The sequence below is a fragment of the Marinobacter sp. MIT930201 genome (assembly GCF_047122665.1).
Lineage (GTDB): Bacteria > Pseudomonadota > Gammaproteobacteria > Pseudomonadales > Oleiphilaceae > Marinobacter > Marinobacter salarius.
Map to the genome: position 1 here is coordinate 3,157,142 of NZ_CP138916.1, position 22,158 is coordinate 3,179,299.

General features: G+C 60.4%; 9 protein-coding genes. All 9 read left to right on the forward strand.

Annotated elements, in window-relative coordinates; translation table 11 throughout:
• The first annotated feature begins 2 nt into the window (after nt 1-2).
• The 9 genes from SIC19_RS14395 (at nt 3) to gloA (ending at nt 22,149) form a co-directional block, all read left to right on the forward strand.
• On the forward strand, nt 3-11,648 hold the full coding sequence (locus SIC19_RS14395) for an Ig-like domain-containing protein (RefSeq protein ID WP_412535526.1): 11,646 nt from the start codon (nt 3-5) through the stop codon (nt 11,646-11,648).
• Nucleotides 11,645-12,919 carry a TolC family protein gene (locus SIC19_RS14400; RefSeq protein WP_127401817.1) on the forward strand — a complete coding sequence of 425 codons (1,275 nt, stop codon included), beginning with the start codon at nt 11,645-11,647 and terminating at the stop codon, nt 12,917-12,919. Before SIC19_RS14395 ends, SIC19_RS14400 begins: the two co-directional genes overlap by 4 nt.
• Complete coding sequence (locus tag SIC19_RS14405) at nt 12,916-15,078, forward strand: type I secretion system permease/ATPase (RefSeq protein WP_127401816.1); 2,163 nt, start codon at nt 12,916-12,918, stop codon at nt 15,076-15,078. Before SIC19_RS14400 ends, SIC19_RS14405 begins: the two co-directional genes overlap by 4 nt.
• Complete coding sequence (locus SIC19_RS14410; protein WP_085679371.1) at nt 15,071-16,261, forward strand: HlyD family efflux transporter periplasmic adaptor subunit; 1,191 nt, start codon at nt 15,071-15,073, stop codon at nt 16,259-16,261. The genes SIC19_RS14405 and SIC19_RS14410 overlap by 8 nt, the downstream gene beginning before the upstream one ends.
• 199 nt (nt 16,262-16,460) lie before the next feature.
• Nucleotides 16,461-17,420, forward strand: coding sequence for a TAXI family TRAP transporter solute-binding subunit (locus SIC19_RS14415; protein ID WP_036209044.1), 960 nt, complete (start codon nt 16,461-16,463; stop codon nt 17,418-17,420).
• 127 nt (nt 17,421-17,547) lie between these two features.
• Nucleotides 17,548-17,955, forward strand: coding sequence for a DUF1850 domain-containing protein (locus SIC19_RS14420; RefSeq protein ID WP_052479571.1), 408 nt, complete (start codon nt 17,548-17,550; stop codon nt 17,953-17,955).
• Nucleotides 17,952-19,991, forward strand: a complete 2,040-nt coding sequence (locus SIC19_RS14425) for a TRAP transporter permease (protein WP_228712260.1) — start codon at nt 17,952-17,954, stop codon at nt 19,989-19,991. Before SIC19_RS14420 ends, SIC19_RS14425 begins: the two co-directional genes overlap by 4 nt.
• Nucleotides 19,992-20,136: 145 nt before the next feature.
• On the forward strand, nt 20,137-21,273 hold the full coding sequence (locus tag SIC19_RS14430; RefSeq protein ID WP_127401814.1) for an alkane 1-monooxygenase: 1,137 nt from the start codon (nt 20,137-20,139) through the stop codon (nt 21,271-21,273).
• 318 nt (nt 21,274-21,591) lie between these two features.
• A complete protein-coding gene (gloA, locus tag SIC19_RS14435) occupies nt 21,592-22,149 on the forward strand; it encodes a lactoylglutathione lyase (protein WP_007155583.1) in 558 nt (185 codons plus the stop codon).
• Nucleotides 22,150-22,158 lie beyond the last annotated feature (9 nt).

A 22,158-nucleotide genomic window follows, 5' to 3' on the forward strand; every position in this document is an offset into this window, starting at 1 on the left:
ATATGCGTGACCTGACAGCAGTGATGGTAACCAACAAGGAAACTGGTCAGAGCTCAGACGTAGAGCTCGATGCGTTGGATAACCCGACTAACAGCGTAATAACGCTTTCGGTTGGCCCCGAGGAAATTGCGTCCATTGACACGGTGGCAGACGATTTGCTGGTCACCCTCACGTCGGGAGAGTCGATTGTCATCGAGGGGTTTTTCGCTCCGGGTGACGACCAGAGAAACGAACTGGTTCTCAAAGACTCCAGCGGTATTTTTTGGTGGGGGCAGTACGATTCGCCCTGGTCTGAATTTTCCTTTGCTGAGATAACCGTTGATGAAATTGCGGGTGCGGGTGCGGGTGCGGGGGATGGGTCCGGCTGGTGGCTGCTAGCGGGGATTGGCGGAGCTGCCGCGGTGGCCGGTGCAGTGGCTGTTGGATCATCTGGTGGATCCTCATCGGGTGACTCCGCAGGAGATGACGTTCCTCCTGACGTATCCCGGGCCAGCGTTAGCGATACTGGTGACCAGGTTAGAGGCGTTGCTGAACCGGGTAGCACCGTAATCGTCGCCTATGCCACCAGTGGTATCGAGCTGGGCCGGGCTACCGTCGGTGATGACGGCAGGTACAGTATCGACTTGGACGAGCCGCTAACCAACGGCGAAGTGATGGTGGTTACTGCGACCGATGAGGCCGGCAACGAATACTACCGGGCCACAGTGACTGCGCCTGACATGACAGCTCCGGATAGCCCGAGCGTCGACTTCAACGACGCTGGCAATGAAGTTAGCGGCACGGCCGAACCGGGCAGCGTAGTGACCGTCACCGATGGCAGCGGTAACGAACTGGGCAGCGCCACCGTTGACGATAATGGTCAATACCTGGTCAGCCTGGATGAACCGTTGACCAATGGTGAGAGTGTTGAAGTCACCAGTACCGATGGGGCGGGCAACGTGTCTGCCCCGACCACTGCTACCGCTCCGCATATCCCGACGATTGATACGGCCACTGACGATACCGGTAGTGTGACGGGCGATCTACCGGCCGGATCGAGCACCGATGAGACCACGCCGATCTTGAGCGGTACTGCCGAAGCGGGCAGTACGGTGACAGTGTTCCTGGATGGTAATGCGATCGGTACAACGGTGACGGATAGTGGGGGGAACTGGAGTTTCGAAACACCGGCCCTGGCGGAAGGTGGCCACAACTTCACCGCCATGGCCACTGATGTGGCAGGGAACGAATCGCCTGTCAGTAGCACGTTCGAACTGACCGTAGACACAGTGGCTCCGAATGCACCGACGCTGGCGTTGGCGAACGACACCGGCACCGACGGCGATGGCGTGACCATCGACGGTACCGTCACGGTCGCTGGCCTGGAGCCCGGAGCCACCTGGTCGTACTCCACCGATGGCGGGGCCACCTGGAACGAAGGTGCCGGCAATGGTTTTGAGCTCCCGGCGGGCGAGTACGCCGAAGGGGAGGTACTGGCGCGCCAGACCGACGAGTCGGGCAACACCAGTGATGAGGGCAGCCTGATTGGGGTGACCGTGGACAACACCAGCCCCGGTGGTGCGGACGGCACGGATGCGCCCACGCTGCAGATCCCTGAAGCGGACAACGGCTTCATCGGCAACGATGAGTTGAGCGATGGCATTCAGGCGGTGGTCAGCCTGACGGTGGGGACCGAGGAAGGGGACACCGTCAGGGTAACCCTGACCGACGGTAACGGGGTTGAGCACACGTTTGAACATCTCGTAACAGGCGCAGACCTGGCCGCCGGCGACGTTGGCCTGGACCTGACGGGCCCGTTTGCCGAAGGGCTGTCGAATGCCGTGGCGGAGATTACCGACGGGGCGGGCAATGCCTCGCTGGCCACCAACGAGGTCACGTTCACGCTGGATACGACGGTTCCGGAGGCCGGCGCTAACAGCATCGCCTTCGATGATGGTGGTGATGACATGTTGGGTGCCGCCGATGCGAGCGCCGTCAGTCTGAACGGCCAGGTGGAAGCGGGCGCCACCGTTGACAGTATCGAGATCACCGACGGTGTCTCAGGCATCGTGACGGTCCCTGCGAGCGCGATCAGCGTCGACGGCAGCGGCAACGTCAGCGTGACAGGCCAGGACCTGAGCGGTCTGGCCGATGGTGAACTCACCGTGACCATGACGGTGACGGACGAGGCTGGCAACAGTGGCTCAGTGGCCAGCACCACCACGCTGGATCAGACGGCTCCGACCGTGGGCGTGAACCCCCGAACCACCAACGACACCACACCGGCACTGACCGGCACGGTGGATGACGCCAGTGCCGACGTCACCGTGACCGTGAATGGTAATGACTACAGCGCCACCAATAACGGTGATGGTACCTGGACCCTGGCCGACGACACATTGCCAGCGTTGGGTGCGGGGGATTACACCGTCACCGTAACCGCGGTTGATCCGGCGGGTAACGAAGGGTCGAACACCGGCACCCTCACCGTGGATACCTCCGTGCCGGCGGTGACCTTCGACAGGCTGTCCACGAACGACACGACCCCGGCGTTGAGCGGAACGGTGGACGATGCGGCCGCCGACGTCACCGTGACGGTGGACGGTAACGACTACAACGCCACCAACAATGGCGATGGCACCTGGACCCTGGCGGATGATCAGTTGCCGTCCCTGGCCGAGGGCGATTACACCGTTGAGGTAACCGCCACGGGTGCGTCGGGCAACGTTGGTAGCGTCAGCGGTACGCTGACGATTGATACCACGCCGCCGTCGGTCACCGTTGACCCGGCGGGGGATGGTGACCTGACCGGTACAGCGGAGCCGGGCAGCACGGTGAGCATTGACACGGATGGAGACGGCACGGCGGATTACACCCTCGAAGCCGATGTGGATGGCCGCTGGTCGGTGACGCCCGATGCGCCATTGGCCGATGGCACCGATGTGAGCGTGACGGCCACCGATGAAGCCGGTAATACCAGCGACCCGGTTACGATCACCGTGGACACGGTCGCGCCGAATGCACCGACGCTGGCGTTGGCGAACGACACCGGCACCGACGGCGATGGCGTGACCATCGACGGTACCGTCACGGTCGCTGGCCTCGAGCCCGGAGCCACCTGGTCGTACTCCACCGATGGCGGGGCCACCTGGAACGAAGGTGCCGGCAATGGCTTTGAGCTCCCGGCGGGCGAGTACGCCGAAGGGGAGGTACTGGCGCGCCAGACCGACGAGTCGGGCAACACCAGTGATGAGGGCAGCCTGATTGGGGTGACCGTGGACAACACCAGCCCCGGTGGTGCGGACGGCACGGATGCGCCCACGCTGCAGATCCCTGAAGCGGACAACGGCTTCATCGGCAACGATGAGTTGAGCGATGGCATTCAGGCGGTGGTCAGCCTGACGGTGGGGACCGAGGAAGGGGACACCGTCAGGGTAACCCTGACCGACGGTAACGGGGTTGAGCACACGTTTGAACATCTCGTAACAGGCGCAGACCTGGCCGCCGGCGACGTTGGCCTGGACCTGACGGGCCCGTTTGCCGAAGGGCTGTCGAATGCCGTGGCGGAGATTACCGACGGGGCGGGCAATGCCTCGCTGGCCACCAACGAGGTCACGTTCACGCTGGATACGACGGTTCCGGAGGCCGGCGCTAACAGCATCGCCTTCGATGATGGTGGTGATGACATGTTGGGTGCCGCCGATGCGAGCGCCGTCAGTCTGAACGGCCAGGTGGAAGCGGGCGCCACCGTTGACAGTATCGAGATCACCGACGGTGTCTCAGGCATCGTGACGGTCCCTGCGAGCGCGATCAGCGTCGACGGCAGCGGCAACGTCAGCGTGACAGGCCAGGACCTGAGCGGTCTGGCCGATGGTGAACTCACCGTGACCATGACGGTGACGGACGAGGCTGGCAACAGTGGCTCAGTGGCCAGCACCACCACGCTGGATCAGACGGCTCCGACCGTGGGCGTGAACCCCCGAACCACCAACGACACCACACCGGCACTGACCGGCACGGTGGATGACGCCAGTGCCGACGTCACCGTGACCGTGAATGGTAATGACTACAGCGCCACCAATAACGGTGATGGTACCTGGACCCTGGCCGACGACACATTGCCAGCGTTGGGTGCGGGGGATTACACCGTCACCGTAACCGCGGTTGATCCGGCGGGTAACGAAGGGTCGAACACCGGCACCCTCACCGTGGATACCTCCGTGCCGGCGGTGACCTTCGACAGGCTGTCCACGAACGACACGACCCCGGCGTTGAGCGGAACGGTGGACGATGCGGCCGCCGACGTCACCGTGACGGTGGACGGTAACGACTACAACGCCACCAACAATGGCGATGGCACCTGGACCCTGGCGGATGATCAGTTGCCGTCCCTGGCCGAGGGCGATTACACCGTTGAGGTAGCCGCCACGGGTGCGTCGGGCAACGCCGGTAGCGTCAGCGGTACGCTGACGATTGATACCACGCCGCCGTCGGTCACCGTTGACCCGGCGGGGGATGGTGACCTGACCGGTACAGCGGAGCCGGGCAGCACGGTGAGCATTGACACGGATGGAGACGGCACGGCGGATTACACCCTCGAAGCCGATGTGGATGGCCGCTGGTCGGTGACGCCCGATGCGCCATTGGCCGATGGTACCGATGTGAGCGTGACGGCCACCGATGAAGCCGGTAATACCAGCGACCCGGTTACGATCACCGTGGACACGGTAGCGCCGAATGCGCCGACGCTGGCGTTGGCGAACGACACCGGCACCGACGGCGATGGTGTGACCATCGACGGTACCGTCACGGTCGGTGGCCTGGAGCCTGGCGCTACCTGGTCGTACTCCACCGATGGCGGGGCCACCTGGAACGAAGGTGCCGGCAATGGCTTTGAGCTGCCGGCGGGCGAGTACGCCGAAGGGGAGGTGCTGGCGCGCCAGACCGACGAGTCGGGCAACACCAGTGATGAGGGCAGCCTGATTGGGGTGACCGTGGACAACACCAGCCCCGGTGGTGCGGACGGCACGGATGCGCCCACGCTGCAGATCCCTGAAGCGGACAACGGCTTCATCGGCAACGATGAGTTGAGCGATGGCATTCAGGCGGTGGTCAGCCTGACGGTGGGGACCGAGGAAGGGGACACCGTCAGGGTAACCCTGACCGACGGTAACGGGGTTGAGCACACGTTTGAACATCTCGTAACAGGCGCAGACCTGGCCGCCGGCGACGTTGGCCTGGACCTGACGGGCCCGTTTGCCGAAGGGCTGTCGAATGCCGTGGCGGAGATTACCGACGGGGCGGGCAATGCCTCGCTGGCCACCAACGAGGTCACGTTCACGCTGGATACGACGGTTCCGGAGGCCGGCGCTAACAGCATCGCCTTCGATGATGGTGGTGATGACATGTTGGGTGCCGCCGATGCGAGCGCCGTCAGTCTGAACGGCCAGGTGGAAGCGGGCGCCACCGTTGACAGTATCGAGATCACCGACGGTGTCTCAGGCATCGTGACGGTCCCTGCGAGCGCGATCAGCGTCGACGGCAGCGGCAACGTCAGCGTGACAGGCCAGGACCTGAGCGGTCTGGCCGATGGTGAACTCACCGTGACCATGACGGTGACGGACGAGGCTGGCAACAGTGGCTCAGTGGCCAGCACCACCACGCTGGATCAGACGGCTCCGACCGTGGGCGTGAACCCCCGAACCACCAACGACACCACACCGGCACTGACCGGCACGGTGGATGACGCCAGTGCCGACGTCACCGTGACCGTGAATGGTAATGACTACAGCGCCACCAATAACGGTGATGGTACCTGGACCCTGGCCGACGACACATTGCCAGCGTTGGGTGCGGGGGATTACACCGTCACCGTAACCGCGGTTGATCCGGCGGGTAACGAAGGGTCGAACACCGGCACCCTCACCGTGGATACCTCCGTGCCGGCGGTGACCTTCGACAGGCTGTCCACGAACGACACGACCCCGGCGTTGAGCGGAACGGTGGACGATGCGGCCGCCGACGTCACCGTGACGGTGGACGGTAACGACTACAACGCCACCAACAATGGCGATGGCACCTGGACCCTGGCGGATGATCAGTTGCCGTCCCTGGCCGAGGGCGATTACACCGTTGAGGTAGCCGCCACGGGTGCGTCGGGCAACGCCGGTAGCGTCAGCGGTACGCTGACGATTGATACCACGCCGCCGTCGGTCACCGTTGACCCGGCGGGGGATGGTGACCTGACCGGTACAGCGGAGCCGGGCAGCACGGTGAGCATTGACACGGATGGAGACGGCACGGCGGATTACACCCTCGAAGCCGATGTGGATGGCCGCTGGTCGGTGACGCCCGATGCGCCATTGGCCGATGGTACCGATGTGAGCGTGACGGCCACCGATGAAGCCGGTAATACCAGCGACCCGGTTACGATCACCGTGGACACGGTAGCGCCGAATGCGCCGACGCTGGCGTTGGCGAACGACACCGGCACCGACGGCGATGGTGTGACCATCGACGGTACCGTCACGGTCGGTGGCCTGGAGCCTGGCGCTACCTGGTCGTACTCCACCGATGGCGGGGCCACCTGGAACGAAGGTGCCGGCAATGGCTTTGAGCTGCCGGCGGGCGAGTACGCCGAAGGGGAGGTGCTGGCGCGCCAGACCGACGAGTCGGGCAACACCAGTGATGAGGGCAGCCTGATTGGGGTGACCGTGGACAACACCAGCCCCGGTGGTGCGGACGGCACGGATGCGCCCACGCTGCTGATCCCCGAAGCGGACAACGGCTTCATCGGCAACGATGAGTTGAGCGATGGCATCCAGGCGGTGGTCAGCCTGACGGTGGGGACCGAGGAAGGGGACACCGTCAGGGTAACCCTGACCGATGGTAACGGGGTTGAGCACACGTTCGAACATCTCGTAACAGGCGCAGACCTGGCCGCCGGCGACGTTGGCCTGGACCTGACGGGCCCGTTTGCCGAAGGGCTGTCGAATGCCGTGGCGGAGATTACCGACGAGGCGGGTAATGCCTCGCTGGCCACTAACGAGGTCACGTTCACGCTAGATGTGGATGCCCCGGATGCTCCAACGATTGATTCCGCCACTGACGATACCGGTGATGTGACGGGTGGTCTACTGAGTGGGTCGAGCACCGATGAGACCACGCCAATCTTGAACGGTACTGCGGAAGCGGGCAGCACGGTGACGCTGTTCCAGGACGGTAACGCGATCGGTACGACGGTAACGGATACCGGAGGTAACTGGAGTTTTGAAACACCGGCCCTGGCGGAAGGTGGCCACAACTTCACCGCCATGGCCACTGATGTGGCAGGGAACGAATCGCCTGTCAGTAGCACGTTCGAACTGACCGTAGACACAGTGGCTCCGAATGCACCGACGCTGGCGTTGGCGAACGACACCGGCACCGACGGCGATGGCGTGACCATCGACGGTACCGTCACGGTCGCTGGCCTGGAGCCCGGAGCCACCTGGTCGTACTCCACCGATGGCGGGGCCACCTGGAACGAAGGTGCCGGCAATGGCTTTGAGCTCCCGGCGGGCGAGTACGCCGAAGGGGAGGTACTGGCGCGCCAGACCGACGAGTCGGGCAACACCAGTGATGAGGGCAGCCTGATTGGGGTGACCGTGGACAACACCAGCCCCGGTGGTGCGGATGGCACGGATGCGCCCACGCTGCAGATCCCCGAAGCGGACAACGGCTTCATCGGCAACGATGAGTTGAGCGATGGCATTCAGGCGGTGGTCAGCCTGACGGTGGGGACCGAGGAAGGGGACACCGTCAGGGTAACCCTGACCGATGGTAACGGGGTTGAGCACACGTTCGAACATCTCGTAACAGGCGCAGACCTGGCCGCCGGCGACGTTGGCCTGGACCTGACGGGCCCGTTTGCCGAAGGGCTGTCGAATGCGGTGGCGGAGATTACCGACGTGGCGGGTAACGCCTCATCGGATAGCAATGAGATTACGTTCACGCTGGATGTGGATCCCCCGGATGCTCCAACGATTGATTCCGCCACTGACGATACCGGCAGTGTGACGGGTGATCTACCGACCGGATCGAGCACCGATGAGATCACTCCGATCTTGAGTGGTAGTGCCGAGGCAGGTAGTACGGTGACAGTGTTCCAGGACGGTAACGCGATCGGTACGACAGTGACGGATACCGGGGGTAACTGGAGCTTTGAAACACCGACCCTGGCTGAAGGTGGCCACAACTTCACGGCCACAGCGACGGATGCGGCAGGGAATGAATCGCCAGTCAGTACCACGTTCGACCTGACGGTGGACACGGTGGCCCCAAATGCGCCGACACTGTCGCTGGCGAACGACACAGGCACAGACGGCGATGGTGTGACCAGCGATGGTACGGTCACGGTCAGCGGCCTGGAACCTGGAGCCACCTGGTCGTATTCGCTCGACGGAGGGGCGACCTGGAGCGAGGGCACAGGCAATGGCTTTGAACTCCCGGCGGGTCAGTATGCCGAAGGAGATGTGCTGGCGCGCCAGACGGATGCGCCGGGCAACACCAGTGGTAACGGCAGCCTTATCGGGGTGAATGTGGACACCACGGCTCCGGTTGTTGGCGATGCCCTTAGTGCTGTTTCGGAAGAGGGCCTGCCGGGTGGCGAGCCGGATAATACCGGTACGCCTGATGACACAGGGAACTCCGCGACCGTGGGCGGCACGTTGTCTATCACGGAGGACACCAGCATCTCCGAGGTCACGGTTATCGAGCCTCCACCGGTTACCTCCGGCGGGGAGGCCGTGTCCTGGCAGGGCGCGTTCTCGGGAGACACCTATACGTTGACGGGTTCAACTGTCAGTGCTGGTACCGTTGCTACCCTGACGCTAACAACGGCGGGCGCATACAGTTTTACGCTGGAGGCGCCGCTGGACCACCCCGGTGACAGTGTTGAAGATGTCCTGACATTGAACTTCGGCGTCAGTATGACCGATGCCGCTGGCAATACCAGTAACGAGGGCGCGCTGGCCGTGAATGTCGAGGATGACATGCCGGTGGCGGCAGACCCGGTGTTATTCAATATCACTTCTGCACCAACGACGGAGAACGGTTCATTTGTCGAGTCGTTTGGCGCCGATGGTGGGCATATTTCCTCGGTAACGGTTGATGGCTATACCTTTGAACTCGACTCGGCAACCAATTCGGTGTCGGCGAGTGGGACCACTGATAGTGTCCTGACGTTCTCTTCGGAGGACTACAACACCACCACTGGAGAACTCACGGTCCAAACCGTTAAAGGTGAGTCGTTGGTGGTCAATATGTTTGATGGTAGCTATGAGTACACGCACACAGGCGTTTCTCAGTTGCCGGTTGAACAAATGGTCGGCCCAGAGGTGTCTTTGGGCGATTCGAATAGCCTCCTGGGATTGGTTGGCGCAGATGCATTGAATCTGATCAATTTCAGCGAGCAACAAGCTTTTGCTGCAACTGATGAAAACAATGACATTGAGTCAGTTACCCTTAGCTTTACCGTTCTCAGCGTTAATTTGGGGCCCTCAGGTTTTCGGGGGGCGGAGGATCTGGCTGACGAGTTCGGCTTCTCCATAGAAACCGACGATCTTGGCGCATTGTTGGGGCTGACCGCGTCTATGACAATTTCAGCCGCGGACGGAGGCGCCCTCGATAACCAGCAGCTCAACGAGTATCTGGGATCCGTTTATTTCACAAGTCCGGTTCTTAGCGTGGGCGTAGCGCCGACGCTCTCTATTGAAGCGACTGATTCCCAAAATAACACGGTGAGTGAGAGCAGTAGCGATCTGTTGGCACTCAATCTGCTGAACGATAACTCGCCCGATTATCTGTTCGAAGGGGATGGTGGAAATAACTCTCTGACTGGTACCGAGGGCTCAGATCGTTCTTATGGCTACGCTGGGAATGACAGTCTCAACGGTCTTGGTGGCTCGGACATCCTGCGTGCCGGCGCTGGCGACGACACGCTCGATGGGGGCGACGGCAACGATATCCTGATCGGTGGCGCCGGCGCCGATACCCTGACGGGCGGCTCTGGTCGTGACGTGCTCCGCTGGGAAGACGGTCATCAAGGGGTAGCTGGTACGCCAGTGGTAGATACCGTGGCCGACTTCAACTTCGTATCGGTGGCCGCCGATGGCGACATACTCGACTTAACGGGTTTGTTGCAGGGCGAAGGTCGGATTGGCTCGAATCCTGGCAACCTGGCGAATTATCTGCATTTCGCTTTTGATGGTACGAATACCACGATCTCTATTAGCAGCACCGGAGGGTTTCTCGGGGGCTTTAATGCTGCAGAGGTTGATCAGGAAATCGTGGTGGAAGGCGTTGATCTGATAGAGGGCGCTGCTACCGATCAGGACGTGATTGCCGCTCTGCTCAACCAGGGTAACCTGCTTGTGGACGAAGCCACGGCTGATACTGACCTGGTAGGAGGGACGACCACGGTTACCGCGGGTGTTTCGGACAACGATGGCGACACGGCTGATACCCAGGTGGAGTTTGACAGCACTGGTGGTACACCACCGGCGCCATCGCCAGGCCAGCCTGCTCCTGTTGTTCAGGTCGACACCTCCGCGTTGCTGGGCGTCGTTGGCGTGGAAGCGCTTGGTCTGTTTAACCTCAATAATCAGGATTTCACTGCGGTGGATGCGGGGGGCAAGCTTCGCTCCGTCGAAGTGGCCTATCAACCAATACTCAGCGTCAACCTTGACGAGCAGAGTTTGACGGCATCATCGCAACTGGCCGATGAGCTTGGACTGCAGTTTCGTGTGGAGAACGATCCAGGCTTGCTGGGCTTGCTGGGCTTGGTCGCTCCCTCGTCCGTGCTGACCATCACGGCGGCCGATGATGGCGACATCGACAACTTCGCAATCAATGAACTCCTGGCCACCGTACGTTTCGAGAATGGCCAGTCCCTTCTGGGGCTTGATATCGATGTGCAAGCAGACTTGCTGGCTGCCACTAGCATCACGGCCACCAATGCCGACGGCCTCACCGACTCTGCCTCGCTTGGCCAGTTGACCTCGGTCGATGTTCTCAAAACGCTTCTGGGCGCCGACGAAATCATCGAGGGTGGCGACGGTAACGATACGCTTATTGGCTCAGGAGAAGGCGAGCGCCTGTATGGCTACGACGGAAGTGACGATCTCTATGGCGGGGGCGGGAACGACCTTATTCGGGGAGGTTCAGGTAATGACACGCTGAATGGTGGCGATGGCAGCGACACCCTGATAGATGGATCCGGCCAGGACACCTTTAATGGAGGTAACGGTGATGACTTTATCTGGGCGACCAGTGATCAGTTTGCGGCAGTTGATGGGGGCGACGGCTTCGATGAGCTGATGCTTGATGGGGGGATCAATCTGGACATGACCGATCCCGGTACGGGGCCTGTTTCGGGAATAGAGCAGATTGATCTGGGCCAGAGTGACGGCTCCAGTACCCTGACGCTTGATAGCGCTGAGCTTATCGAACTGACGGACGAAGACAACACACTGATCGTTCAGGGCGACGAGCAGGACACCCTGAATATCGGCAGTGAGAGTTGGGTTGAGGGTGCTTCGGTCGTGCGTGGTGGTGTGACTTACTCCGAGTATTCGCTCAATGACGCCACTCTATTGGTGCAGGATGGGATTAACGTGGAGGTTTCTTGACGCCCGGACGGAGCTTTTGCGCATTGCTCGTAGGCGTGGCCTTCATCGGGCTGGTGACGCCATTACCCTCGGAGGCCATAAGTCTGGAAGAGGCGGTATACCGAGGAATGCTTAACCACCCTTCCGTTGCCGCAGCCCGTGCCGAGGTTGAAGCAGCCGGTATAAACCTTGATATCGCTGTTGATGGGTACTGGCCGACGGTACAGGCCAGCGCCGGTCCAGAGAATAGCTTGTGGGGTGAAATCGGTTACGAAGTTACTGCACGCCAGACGCTATACGACTGGGGAGAGGTTAACTCCCAGGTAGAGGGCGCGTCAGCGGTGGAGCGCCAGAAGCTGGAGGCTCTCAAGATTGCGAGTGCCGAGGCAGCTCTGGACATCATTGAGGTTTACCTGGATGTGCTGCTCTACGAGTCACGAGCAGAAGCAGTGAAACGTCATATAACGCGGCTGGGGCAACTCGCGGAGCTCAGCCATGATCGTAGCGAACTGGGTTACGTAGGTCGGTCCGAGGCGGGGCGGGCGGAGCTGGAACTGGCCCGTGCTCGGGAACAACTGGCTGTTGAAAGGGGGGCGCTGGCAGACGCCAAATCGCAGTTTCGCGAGCTTGTCGGCTATGCCGCCGAAGATCTTTCTCAACCTGATCCGAAAGCCATCATTGGCCGTTTGCGGCGCTCCGGAGAGCTGGATAAAGCCGTGGCCGAGGCGCCGGAGTACCGGCGGGTCCGCGAAGAAGTTGATGAGGCAATCGCCCGGCGTGATGAGTCCCGTGCAGCGCTGAAGCCTCGTCTCAACCTGGAAGGCTCATTGATGCGTCGCGAGATTGGTGGCCGCATGGAAGAGGACGCGGTGATCGCCCTGCGTTTGCGCATAGATACGTTTCAAGGACTCTCCAATTTTCGTCGCGTGGAGTCGGCAGGCCGTCAGGTTGAGGCCGCGAGGTGGGAACAAAGGGCGACACGCCGGGAACTGCGTCGGGAGCTTACCGCCTGGTTCGAGCAACACGAGGTCCTTGGCTGGCGACTTGAATCTCTTGAGGTGCAGCTTCGTCGCGCTGAAGAGGTTGCTGAGGCATATCACGAACAGTTCGAGGCTGGGCTTCGGGACATTGAAGATTTGCTCCCTATTCAGCGAGACATGTTTGATACCGAACGACAGATCCGTGAAGTCGAGAGCCAGAAGGTCCGTCTTCAATATCGCGTCGCTTCTCGGCTGGGCCGATTGAATGAGGTATTGAGCTCAAAGGTCGATGACGGAAACGAAGCGCTATGACAAGGAAGCAGGAACAGGTGCAGCGTCCGGAAGACCCCTTGAGGGAGGGGTTGGTGGTGCTTTGTCGGCAGCTCGGTGTGACGGCCACGGTGGCTGAACTGGGTGATGGCCTGGCGCTTGAAGAGGGGCGGCTGCCATTGGCGCTCGTCTCGCGGGCGCTGCATCGGGTTGGGGTCGAGGGGCGGGCTTTGGCGTTGCCTTTCGAACAGATGGATTCTCGCCTTCTGCCAGCTTTGTTGATTCAGCGTGACGGCAGTACGGCGCTGTTAGTGGAGTGGCAGGAAGACGACGCGGTGATCCTGGTGCCTGAGAGCGGCGGTGGCCAAGAAAAGGTAACCCGGGACTCTTTGGCGCACTGTTACGCTGGCAGCGCCATCGTCGCGCGGAAGGCCTATAGGCCCGACCAGCGAGCGGGCGATTTCGCCCGAGCACAGGACGAGCATTGGCTTAAGGAGCCGTTAAAACGGCGTTGGCGCACCTGGGTTGAGGTAGGCGTGGCGGCGCTGATGGCAAATGTGTTGGCCATATCAACGGCGATCTTCGCCATGCAGGTCTATGACCGGGTCGTGCCTACCTCCGCTTACGATACGTTATGGATCCTGGCTAGTGGTGTGGCGTTGGCGGTGGTGATGGAGTTCATGTTGCGCAGTCTGCGCGCCCACCTGCTGGATGTAACCGGTAAGGGGTTGGACCTTCAGCTCTCGGGGCTGTTGTTCGACCGGGTGATGCAACTCAAGTTGGCCGCTAAACCTGGCTCCACCGGCGCCTTCAGTTCCCAGATCCGTGAGTTTGAGGGAGTCCGTGAGTTCTTTACCTCCTCGACGGTTGGAGCGATTAGCGACATGCCTTTTGTCGTTCTGTTCCTCGGCGTTATTGCCTACATCGGTGGGCCGTTGGTTTGGGTGCCGCTGGTTGCCGTGATACTGATGGTGTTGCCGGGGCTCTTGGCTCAAGGGCATCTGGCCAAGCTTTCCCGACAGAATCTGAGCGAGGGCGCCGTACGTCAGGGCGTGCTGCTGGAGTCTATAGAAAACCTGGAGACGGTCAAAGCGACCAGGGCTGAGGGGCGCAACCTCCGGCTTTGGGAGCACCTTTCAGCGGATCTCGCTGAGGTAGGCGTTCGGGTGCGCCGGCTTTCATCGATGCTTGGCTACGGTGCCATCATGGTGCAGCAGCTTTGTTACATCGGCGTGGTCATGGTCGGTGTATACCAGATTGGTGCTGGCGAGATGACCATCGGTGCGTTGATTGCGTGCACCATTCTGGCTTCGCGTACGGTTGCACCAATGGCTCAGGTGGCCGGCATTCTCACGCGGTGGCAGCACGTCAAAGTGGCCATGGAGGGGCTCGATGAGCTGATGAACGCGCCGGTAGAGCGTCCGGCGGGACGCGCCTTCGCACACAAGCCTTCGCTGAAGGGCCACTATCAACTGGAAGACGTAACCTTGCGCTATGAGGAAGAGGCTCCAGCGGCGTTGGCCATTTCATCGTTGGAGGTGCATGCCGGCGATCGTGTGGCTCTGCTGGGCGGAAACGGGGCTGGTAAATCATCGCTACTGCGCCTGATGGCCGGGCTGACCGATCCGGATGGTGGGCGTGTGGTTCTGGATGACGTCAATCTGGGTCAGATAGAGCCGGCAGATCGCCGACGAGCGATCGGATACCTGCCTCAGGATGTCGGATTGTTCTATGGCACCCTGCGTGAGAATCTCCTTCTGGACAACGCCGCCCATGATGATGCGACTCTGCATACTGAACTGGAAGCTGTGGGCCTGGGGCCATTTGTGCGCCGTCATCCGCTGGGCCTGGATCTACCCATTCAGGGCAGTGGTAGTGTCTCAGGTGGTCAGCGTCAGGCAATCGGGCTGGCGCGCCTGTTGCTTCAGGATCCTCGTATCGTACTGATGGATGAGCCAACATCCGCCTTCGACCAGGCCAACGAAAAGCAGATTATTGATTACCTGCAGCATTGGCTGGAGGGACGAACTCTGGTGGTGTCGACACACAAACGGGCACTGCTGTCATTGGTGGGTCGTGCTGTGGTGCTGCGGGATGGCCGGGTAGTGATGGATGGCCCGGTGGGGGCGGTGGTTGATGGCAATCTGGTGCGAGCACCTAAGCGGGATGCCGTGGAGAAGAGTGAGGGCCAGGATGGCTAGTCGGGATACTCAAACACTGCGCATTCTGAATGAACTGGGTGATACAAAGGTTAGCCGTCACTATCGGGCCAGCCATCCGATACTTTGGTTCAGTCTATTGGTCATTGCGGTGTTCATTGGTTGGTCGGCCTGGGCGGAGGTTGACGAAGTCACTCGTGGTGAGGGGCAGGTCGTGCCTCTGAGCCGCATGCAGACTATTCAGAGCCTGGATGGCGGTATTCTGGCCGAGCTTATGGTACGCCGCGGTGATCGTGTGGAGCGGGGGCAGCTCCTGGTACGCCTCGACGATACGCAGTTCCGGAGCGCCTACCTCGAGATCGCGAGTCAGATCGCCGTATTGCGCGCATCCATTGCACGATTGAAAGCCGAGGTGCTGGAGAAGAGTGACATTGATTTTCCCGAAACACTGGATCCTGAAGGCGAACTGGTCCAGTCAGAACGAGCGTTATTTCATGCCCGGCGTGAGCGGATGCGTGAGGCGGAGCGATCAATCAACAAGGAAATGAGTCTGGCGCGCCGACAGCTGGAACTGGTAGAACCGTTGGTCGAGCGACGTTCTGTCAGCGAAATGGAGTCTCTGAAACTGGGCCAGACCATTGCCGGCCTGGCCGGACGGCTGGCAGAGCTGCGTAATACCTATGTGCAGGATGCCTACACCGAACTGTCCGCCAAACAGGCGGAGGTGAGCTCCCTTGAACAGAAGTTGATGCAGAGGCGAGATAAGCTTGAACGTACGAACATATACTCCCCGGTGCGAGGCAGAGTTAATGACATTCTGATCAATACCGAGGGTGGGGTGATTCGGCCCGGTGAGCCGATCATGGAAATCACACCTATTGAGGGGCAATTGCTGATTGAGGCCAAGGTGAGGCCTCAGGATGTCGCCTTTGTGGCACCCGGCATGCCTGCCAGCGTGAAGATTACAGCTTATGACTACACCATCTATGGTGACCTCCAAGGTGAAGTAGAACAAATCAGTGAAGACACCATCGAAGAGGAAACGCCACGGGGTAAGGAAGCCTTCTACGAGGTGCTGATTCGCACCGAGAAGGCTTATCTGGAGCGCAACGGTATAACCTTGCCGATCCGCCCGGGCATGGTGGCACAGGTTGACATCCAGACGGGCAAGCGCACCCTGCTGAGCTATCTTCTGAAACCGATTATCAAGGCGCGCTTATACTGAGACGTAAGCGCACCAAGGGCCCTGGGAAAGTCGAAGAAAACCGTGCGTTGTCCTGCCATACTTGGTGAATTTCCGCCTATTCATTTCTAATGTCTAATATCGACGCTTCCCCGAAGATTGATATACAAGCTGCTATCCTATGATGACGTCAAAGGATCAAACGTCCCGACGCTAATCCAACAAAAACGAGGTGAGCAACATGCGAAAGCTATTTCTGGCACTGGGCGCGACCGCGCTGATCGGTGTTTCTCCGGCACAGGCGGATACCAATCTCTCCATTGCCACGGGCGGCACCGGTGGTACCTATTACCCTCTCGGGGGTGGCCTTGCGGAGTTGATCAGTCAGCATATTGAAGGGTACAGCGCAGTTGCCGAAGTCACCGGTGCTTCGGTTGAGAACATGGGGCTGGTTCATCGTCAGGATTCGGATCTGGCGATTGCCCTGGCAGACACCGTCCATCAGGCCTATAACGGTGGCGAACGTTTCAATGGCAACAAGCTGGATGTGCTGGCCATTGCCTCGCTTTATCCGAACGCGGTTCAGATTGTCACCCTGGCGGACTCTGGCATTACGTCGCTGGCAGACCTGGCTGGCAAGCGTGTGTCGGTTGGTGCGCCGGGCAGCGGTACCGAAGTGAACGCCAAGGCCCTGCTGGAAACCAACGGCATGAGCTTCGACGATTTCGACGAGCGTGGCCTGAACTTCAATGAATCTGCAGATGCCATTCGCGATGGCGACATCGACGCCGCGTTCTGGAGTGTTGGCCCGCCAACAAGCTCTATTGTCAGCCTTGCCACCACCCGTGACATTGCACTGATACCTCTCTCCGAGAAGGAAATCGCCAACGCCAGAGCAGAAGTGCCGGTGTTTGCGCCCTACAAGCTGCGTTCCGGTACCTACGAGGGTGTCGATTCGGACATTGCAACGATCGGCATTCCCAACGTTCTTACCGTCAATAGCGCCATGTCGGAAGATCTTGCCTACAAGATCACCAAGCTGCTCTTCGAGAAGGTAGAGGCCCTGAGGGCGATCCATCCGGCCGCTGACGACACCACCGTGGAGTTCAGCCTGGATTCCACACCCATTCCTCTCCATCCGGGTGCCATTCGCTATTACGAGGAAATAGGTGCAGAAGTGCCGGAGGCACTGCGCCAGTAATCGAGAATCCGTCGTTATCATTCGTCGGTTCATGGTTTGCAGGGTCTGTTGCCTGCTCGCGTCACTGCTGTGGGGATTATGGCCCACAGCAGTCGGCGCCCAGAGCAAAGCGGTCTGGCAACTGTCGGTGTCTGATACCAGTCAGACGTCGCTGGTGCAGCTCGGCCTGCCCGAGGGCGGGCGGTGGTGCCTGATCTGGAATCACTCGGTGCAGGGGTTTCCTGTGACGGACTGCTTTCGCATGGAAGCGGACCAGTTGATTCTGGACAGTAGCCACACACCGGACTTTGCAGCCGGCCTTGGCCATACCCGTGGCCGGGGCACACTGACGTCGGATGACGACCACGGCTACCGCATCGTCGATATGCAGGTGCCCATACCCAATAATCGTCTCTCGCTGCGCGTTGGCGCCTTGTCGGTGAATCACCGCATTGAGGTGGATTCGCGCGTGGTGAGTCTAAGCCGTCTGGCAGCTGACAAACTCGTTGAGATTCGAGTACGGCCTGCAGGGGATAAAGGAAGCACGCTTCAATGAGTCAAGAAACGGCCATCTACCTGAAAACCAATGGCGCATGGCAGCCGACCAGAATGAGCGGGCCCAGGGCACTGCTCTGGCTGATCGCACTGATTGGTATCGGCCTATCGCTGTTTCAACTATACAGCGCCGGTATTCAACCGCTGGGACTGTTCTATCAACGGGGCATTCACCTGGCGTTGGTGATGATGCTGTGCTTTCTGCTGTTTGGGCCCCGTCCTGGCCGACCGCGTGGCGCCATAACGGCGTTGATTGATACCGGCTTTTTGATAGCCTCGGGCGCATCCGGTTTCTATCTGGTCTGGTTCCTCGATGAGATTACCGGCCGGGCCGGGTTCTGGAACCAGACCGATATTGTCATGGCCTGGGTATGCACCATCACCTTGCTGGAGGCCAGCCGCCGGGCGGTAGGCACCGGGCTGACGGTGATCGGTGTGATTGCAATTCTCTACGCGATGAGTGGCCAGCGTGGGCCGCTGTCGGAGCTGGGGGAATGGCTGCCGGGCATTCTCAACCATCGCGGCTACTCCCTCGACCGTATCGGTGCCCAGTTGTATCTGGGGCAGGAGGGTATTTTCGGCCTGCCGTTGGGCGTTGCCGCTACGTTCGTGTTCATCTTTGTGCTGTTCGGCGCCATGCTGGAAGTGACCGGCGCAGGCCGCTTCTTCATCGATCTGGCGTTTGCGGCGACGGGCCGTCAGCGCGGCGGCCCCGCCAAGGCTGCGGTTCTGGCCTCGGCCAGCATGGGGTCCATCTCCGGCAGTGCCATCGCCAACGTGGTAACCACGGGCGCGTTTACCATTCCGCTGATGAAGAAACTGGGCTTTCGTCCGGCCCAGGCGGGCGGCATTGAAGCCGCAGCCAGTACCGGTGGCCAGATCATGCCGCCGCTGATGGGCGCCGGCGCCTTCCTGATTGCGGAATACACCCGTGTGCCGTACCTCGACATCGTAAAAGTCAGTGTGTTTCCGGCCCTGCTGTATTTCGCCACGGTGTATCTGCTCGTTCATATCTGCGCGGTGAAGCAGGGCATGAAAGGCCTGCCTGCCAGTGATCTTCCCCAGCTCCGGGAAGTGATGGCTTACGGCTGGTACTTCCTGTTGCCGATCATCATGCTGGTGTACCTGCTGGTGATGGGCATCTCCCCCATGCGGGTCGGGTTTTATGCCGTGGTCGGCATCATTGGTATCGCCGGGCTGAACGGCCTGTACCTTGCCTATAAACAGGGGCGGGCGGACAACCAGCTTGGAAAAGCCCTGACGCATGCGCTGCGTGAAGGCGTTGTAAAACTGCTGCAGGGCCTCGAACTGGGTGCCCGCAACGCGGTCCCCGTCAGCATTGCCTGCGCCATTGCCGGCATTGTGGTGGCGGTGGTTGGCCTGACCGGGCTGGGCCTCAAGTTCTCATCAATGATGATCGCGTTCGCCGACGGCAACATTCTGATGGCGCTGTTCCTGGTGGTCATCGCCAGCTTGATTCTGGGCCTGGGGCTGCCGGTGACTGCCAGCTACATCGTACTGATCGTGCTGGTGGGGCCGGCGTTGACCAACGAGTTCGGTATCCCGCTGTTGGTCGCGCACCTGTTGGTGTTCTGGTACTCCCAGGATTCCAACGTCACGCCGCCTGTGGCGCTGGCCGCCTTCGCGGGGGCGGCGATCGCGGGCAGTAAAACCATGGAAACCAGCGTACAGGCCTGGAAGTTCGCCAAGGGCCTTTACCTCATTCCGCTGTTCATGGTGTTCAACCCCGTGATCATCGAAGGGGGGCCGTTACCGCTGGTTCTCTGGAACGGCTTCATCGCCATACTCGCCCTTGCGGCCTTTGCAGCGGCGCTTGAAGGCTTTCTGTTCACCCACATGAAACCCTGGATGCGACTGGCATTGAGTGGCGCGGTGATCGCAATCTTTTACCCGGACCTGCAAGTGGAAGTCGCCGGTGTGGTCGCGATGCTGGTACTGCTGGCCATGAATTACTGGCACCGACGCCGGGAACTGCATGGGGCTGGAACCCCCGAAACAGAGGAGCAATCACAGTGAGATAGCGCGATTGGGGCTGTATTGATAAATGCAGTGATTAAAAAGTACCACGGTTTTCTTGACGACTGTTATATTGTAGGACAATAATGCAGTTAACAAGAAGCGATCGCCCAGATCGAAAGTAACAGCCGATGAGGGAAAACACGTGAGTACGAAACCATTGATCCTGAGCACCGAGTCCGCCCGCCGGAAAGTGCTGCTGACACTCAAGAAATACAGCTACCTGATCGCCATGCTGCCCCTGGCCCTGCCGCCCCTGTTGTTGGCGGCCGGGCAAGCCACCGGATGGATCAACCTGTTCGCCTGGGGCGTACCGGTGGTCGTCTTCGGCATCATCCCCATCCTCGACCTGCTGCTGGGCAAAGACGCCCTCAACCCGGACGAGGAAGCCGATACCCCACGCATGAACACCGAACGCTTCTACAAGTTCATCACCCTGGGCTGGGTTGCCGCCTTTGCGGTGTTGCTGGTGTGGAGCATGTTCGTGCTGGCGTCCGGCCTGTTCAATGTGGCCGGTGGCATCGGCTGGATCTTCTCCGTCGGCATCGTTGGCGGCCTGGGCATCAACGTTGCCCACGAACTCATCCACAAAGACGGCAAACTCGAAACCTGGGCCGGCGGTTTCCTGCTGTCACTGGTCAGCTACGCCGGCTTCAAAGTCGAACACCTGCGCGGCCACCACGTGCATGTCTCCACCCCGGAAGACGCCTCGTCGTCGCGCTACAACCAGTCCCTCTACAACTTCCTGCCCCAGGCCTATGCCCGCAACTTCATCAACGCCTGGAAACTGGAAGCCAAACGCCTCGAGAAAAAAGGCCATAGCGCCCTCAGCTGGCGCAACGAACTCATCTGGTGGTACAGCATCACCGCGCTGGCCTTCACGGCCTTCACCGTCGCCTTTGGCTGGCTCGGCGCCGTGTTCTTCCTCGGCCAGAGCTTCATCGCCCTCAACCTGCTGGAAATCGTCAACTACCTCGAACACTACGGCCTCCACCGTCGCAAGCTCGAAAACGGCCGCTACGAACGCACCGGCCCGGAACACAGCTGGAACTCCAACTACTTCCTCACCAACGTCTTCCTGTTCCACCTCCAACGCCACAGCGACCACCACGCCTGGGCCAAACGCCGCTACCAGGTCCTCCGCCACCACGAAATAGCACCCCAGCTCCCCGCCGGCTACGCCGCCATGGTCGTCCTGGCCATGATCCCGCCACTGTGGAAAAAGGTGATGAACCCGAGGGTAGAGGCGTACTACGAAGGCGAAGAACACCAGTTGGCATGAGTTGAGTCGAAACAAATACAGGAGGCACACGCCTAAAGGCGTTACCTGGAAAGTCAGATCGGTCCGAGCGGGTATGCCCCTCCCAGACCGTGCATTGCCAGGGATGGCAATGCCGAGCCCCCATGGATGGGTTAACGGCGTGTCTGGGAGGGGCATACCCGCTTGGACCAGCCCCCCCCCAACCATGCAATCAAAAAAGTTTCCAAGGCCCCACAGGTTTTGTGTCTCTGACTGTGGGGCCTTTTTTTGCCCTTGAAATCTCCCCGCAACGCCCGCAAGTATAATGGTTGAATCCTGAACCCATAAAAGGGAGCTCCCATGCCCAAACACTTCGAACAAGCCCCCGGCCTGCACGAAGCAACCGTCCCCGAAACCGAAGGCTACGTCTTCAACCAAACCATGATGCGCATCAAAGACCCCGAGCGCTCCATGGACTTCTACACCCGGGTAATGGGCATGCGCCTCGTCAGAAAACTCGACTTCCCGGAAATGAAGTTCACCCTCTACTTCCTCGCCTACCTCGACGACCGCCAGGCCAACATGGTCCCCAACGACGACGCTCACCGCACCACCTTCATCTTTGGCCGCGAAGCCATGCTCGAATTGACCCACAACTGGGGCACCGAAAACGATGAAGAGTTTGGCTACCATAATGGCAACGACGAGCCCCAGGGCTTTGGCCATATCGGCGTAGCGGTGCCGGACGTATACAGTGCCTGCGATCGCTTTGAAAAACTGGGCGTGGACTTCGTCAAGAAGCCGGACGACGGCAAAATGAAGGGCCTGGCGTTCATCAAGGACCCGGACGGCTACTGGATCGAAATCCTGCAGCCGAACATGCTCGAAAAGCAGCGCCGGGTAGAAGAGGAAGAGTAAACCGCCTGA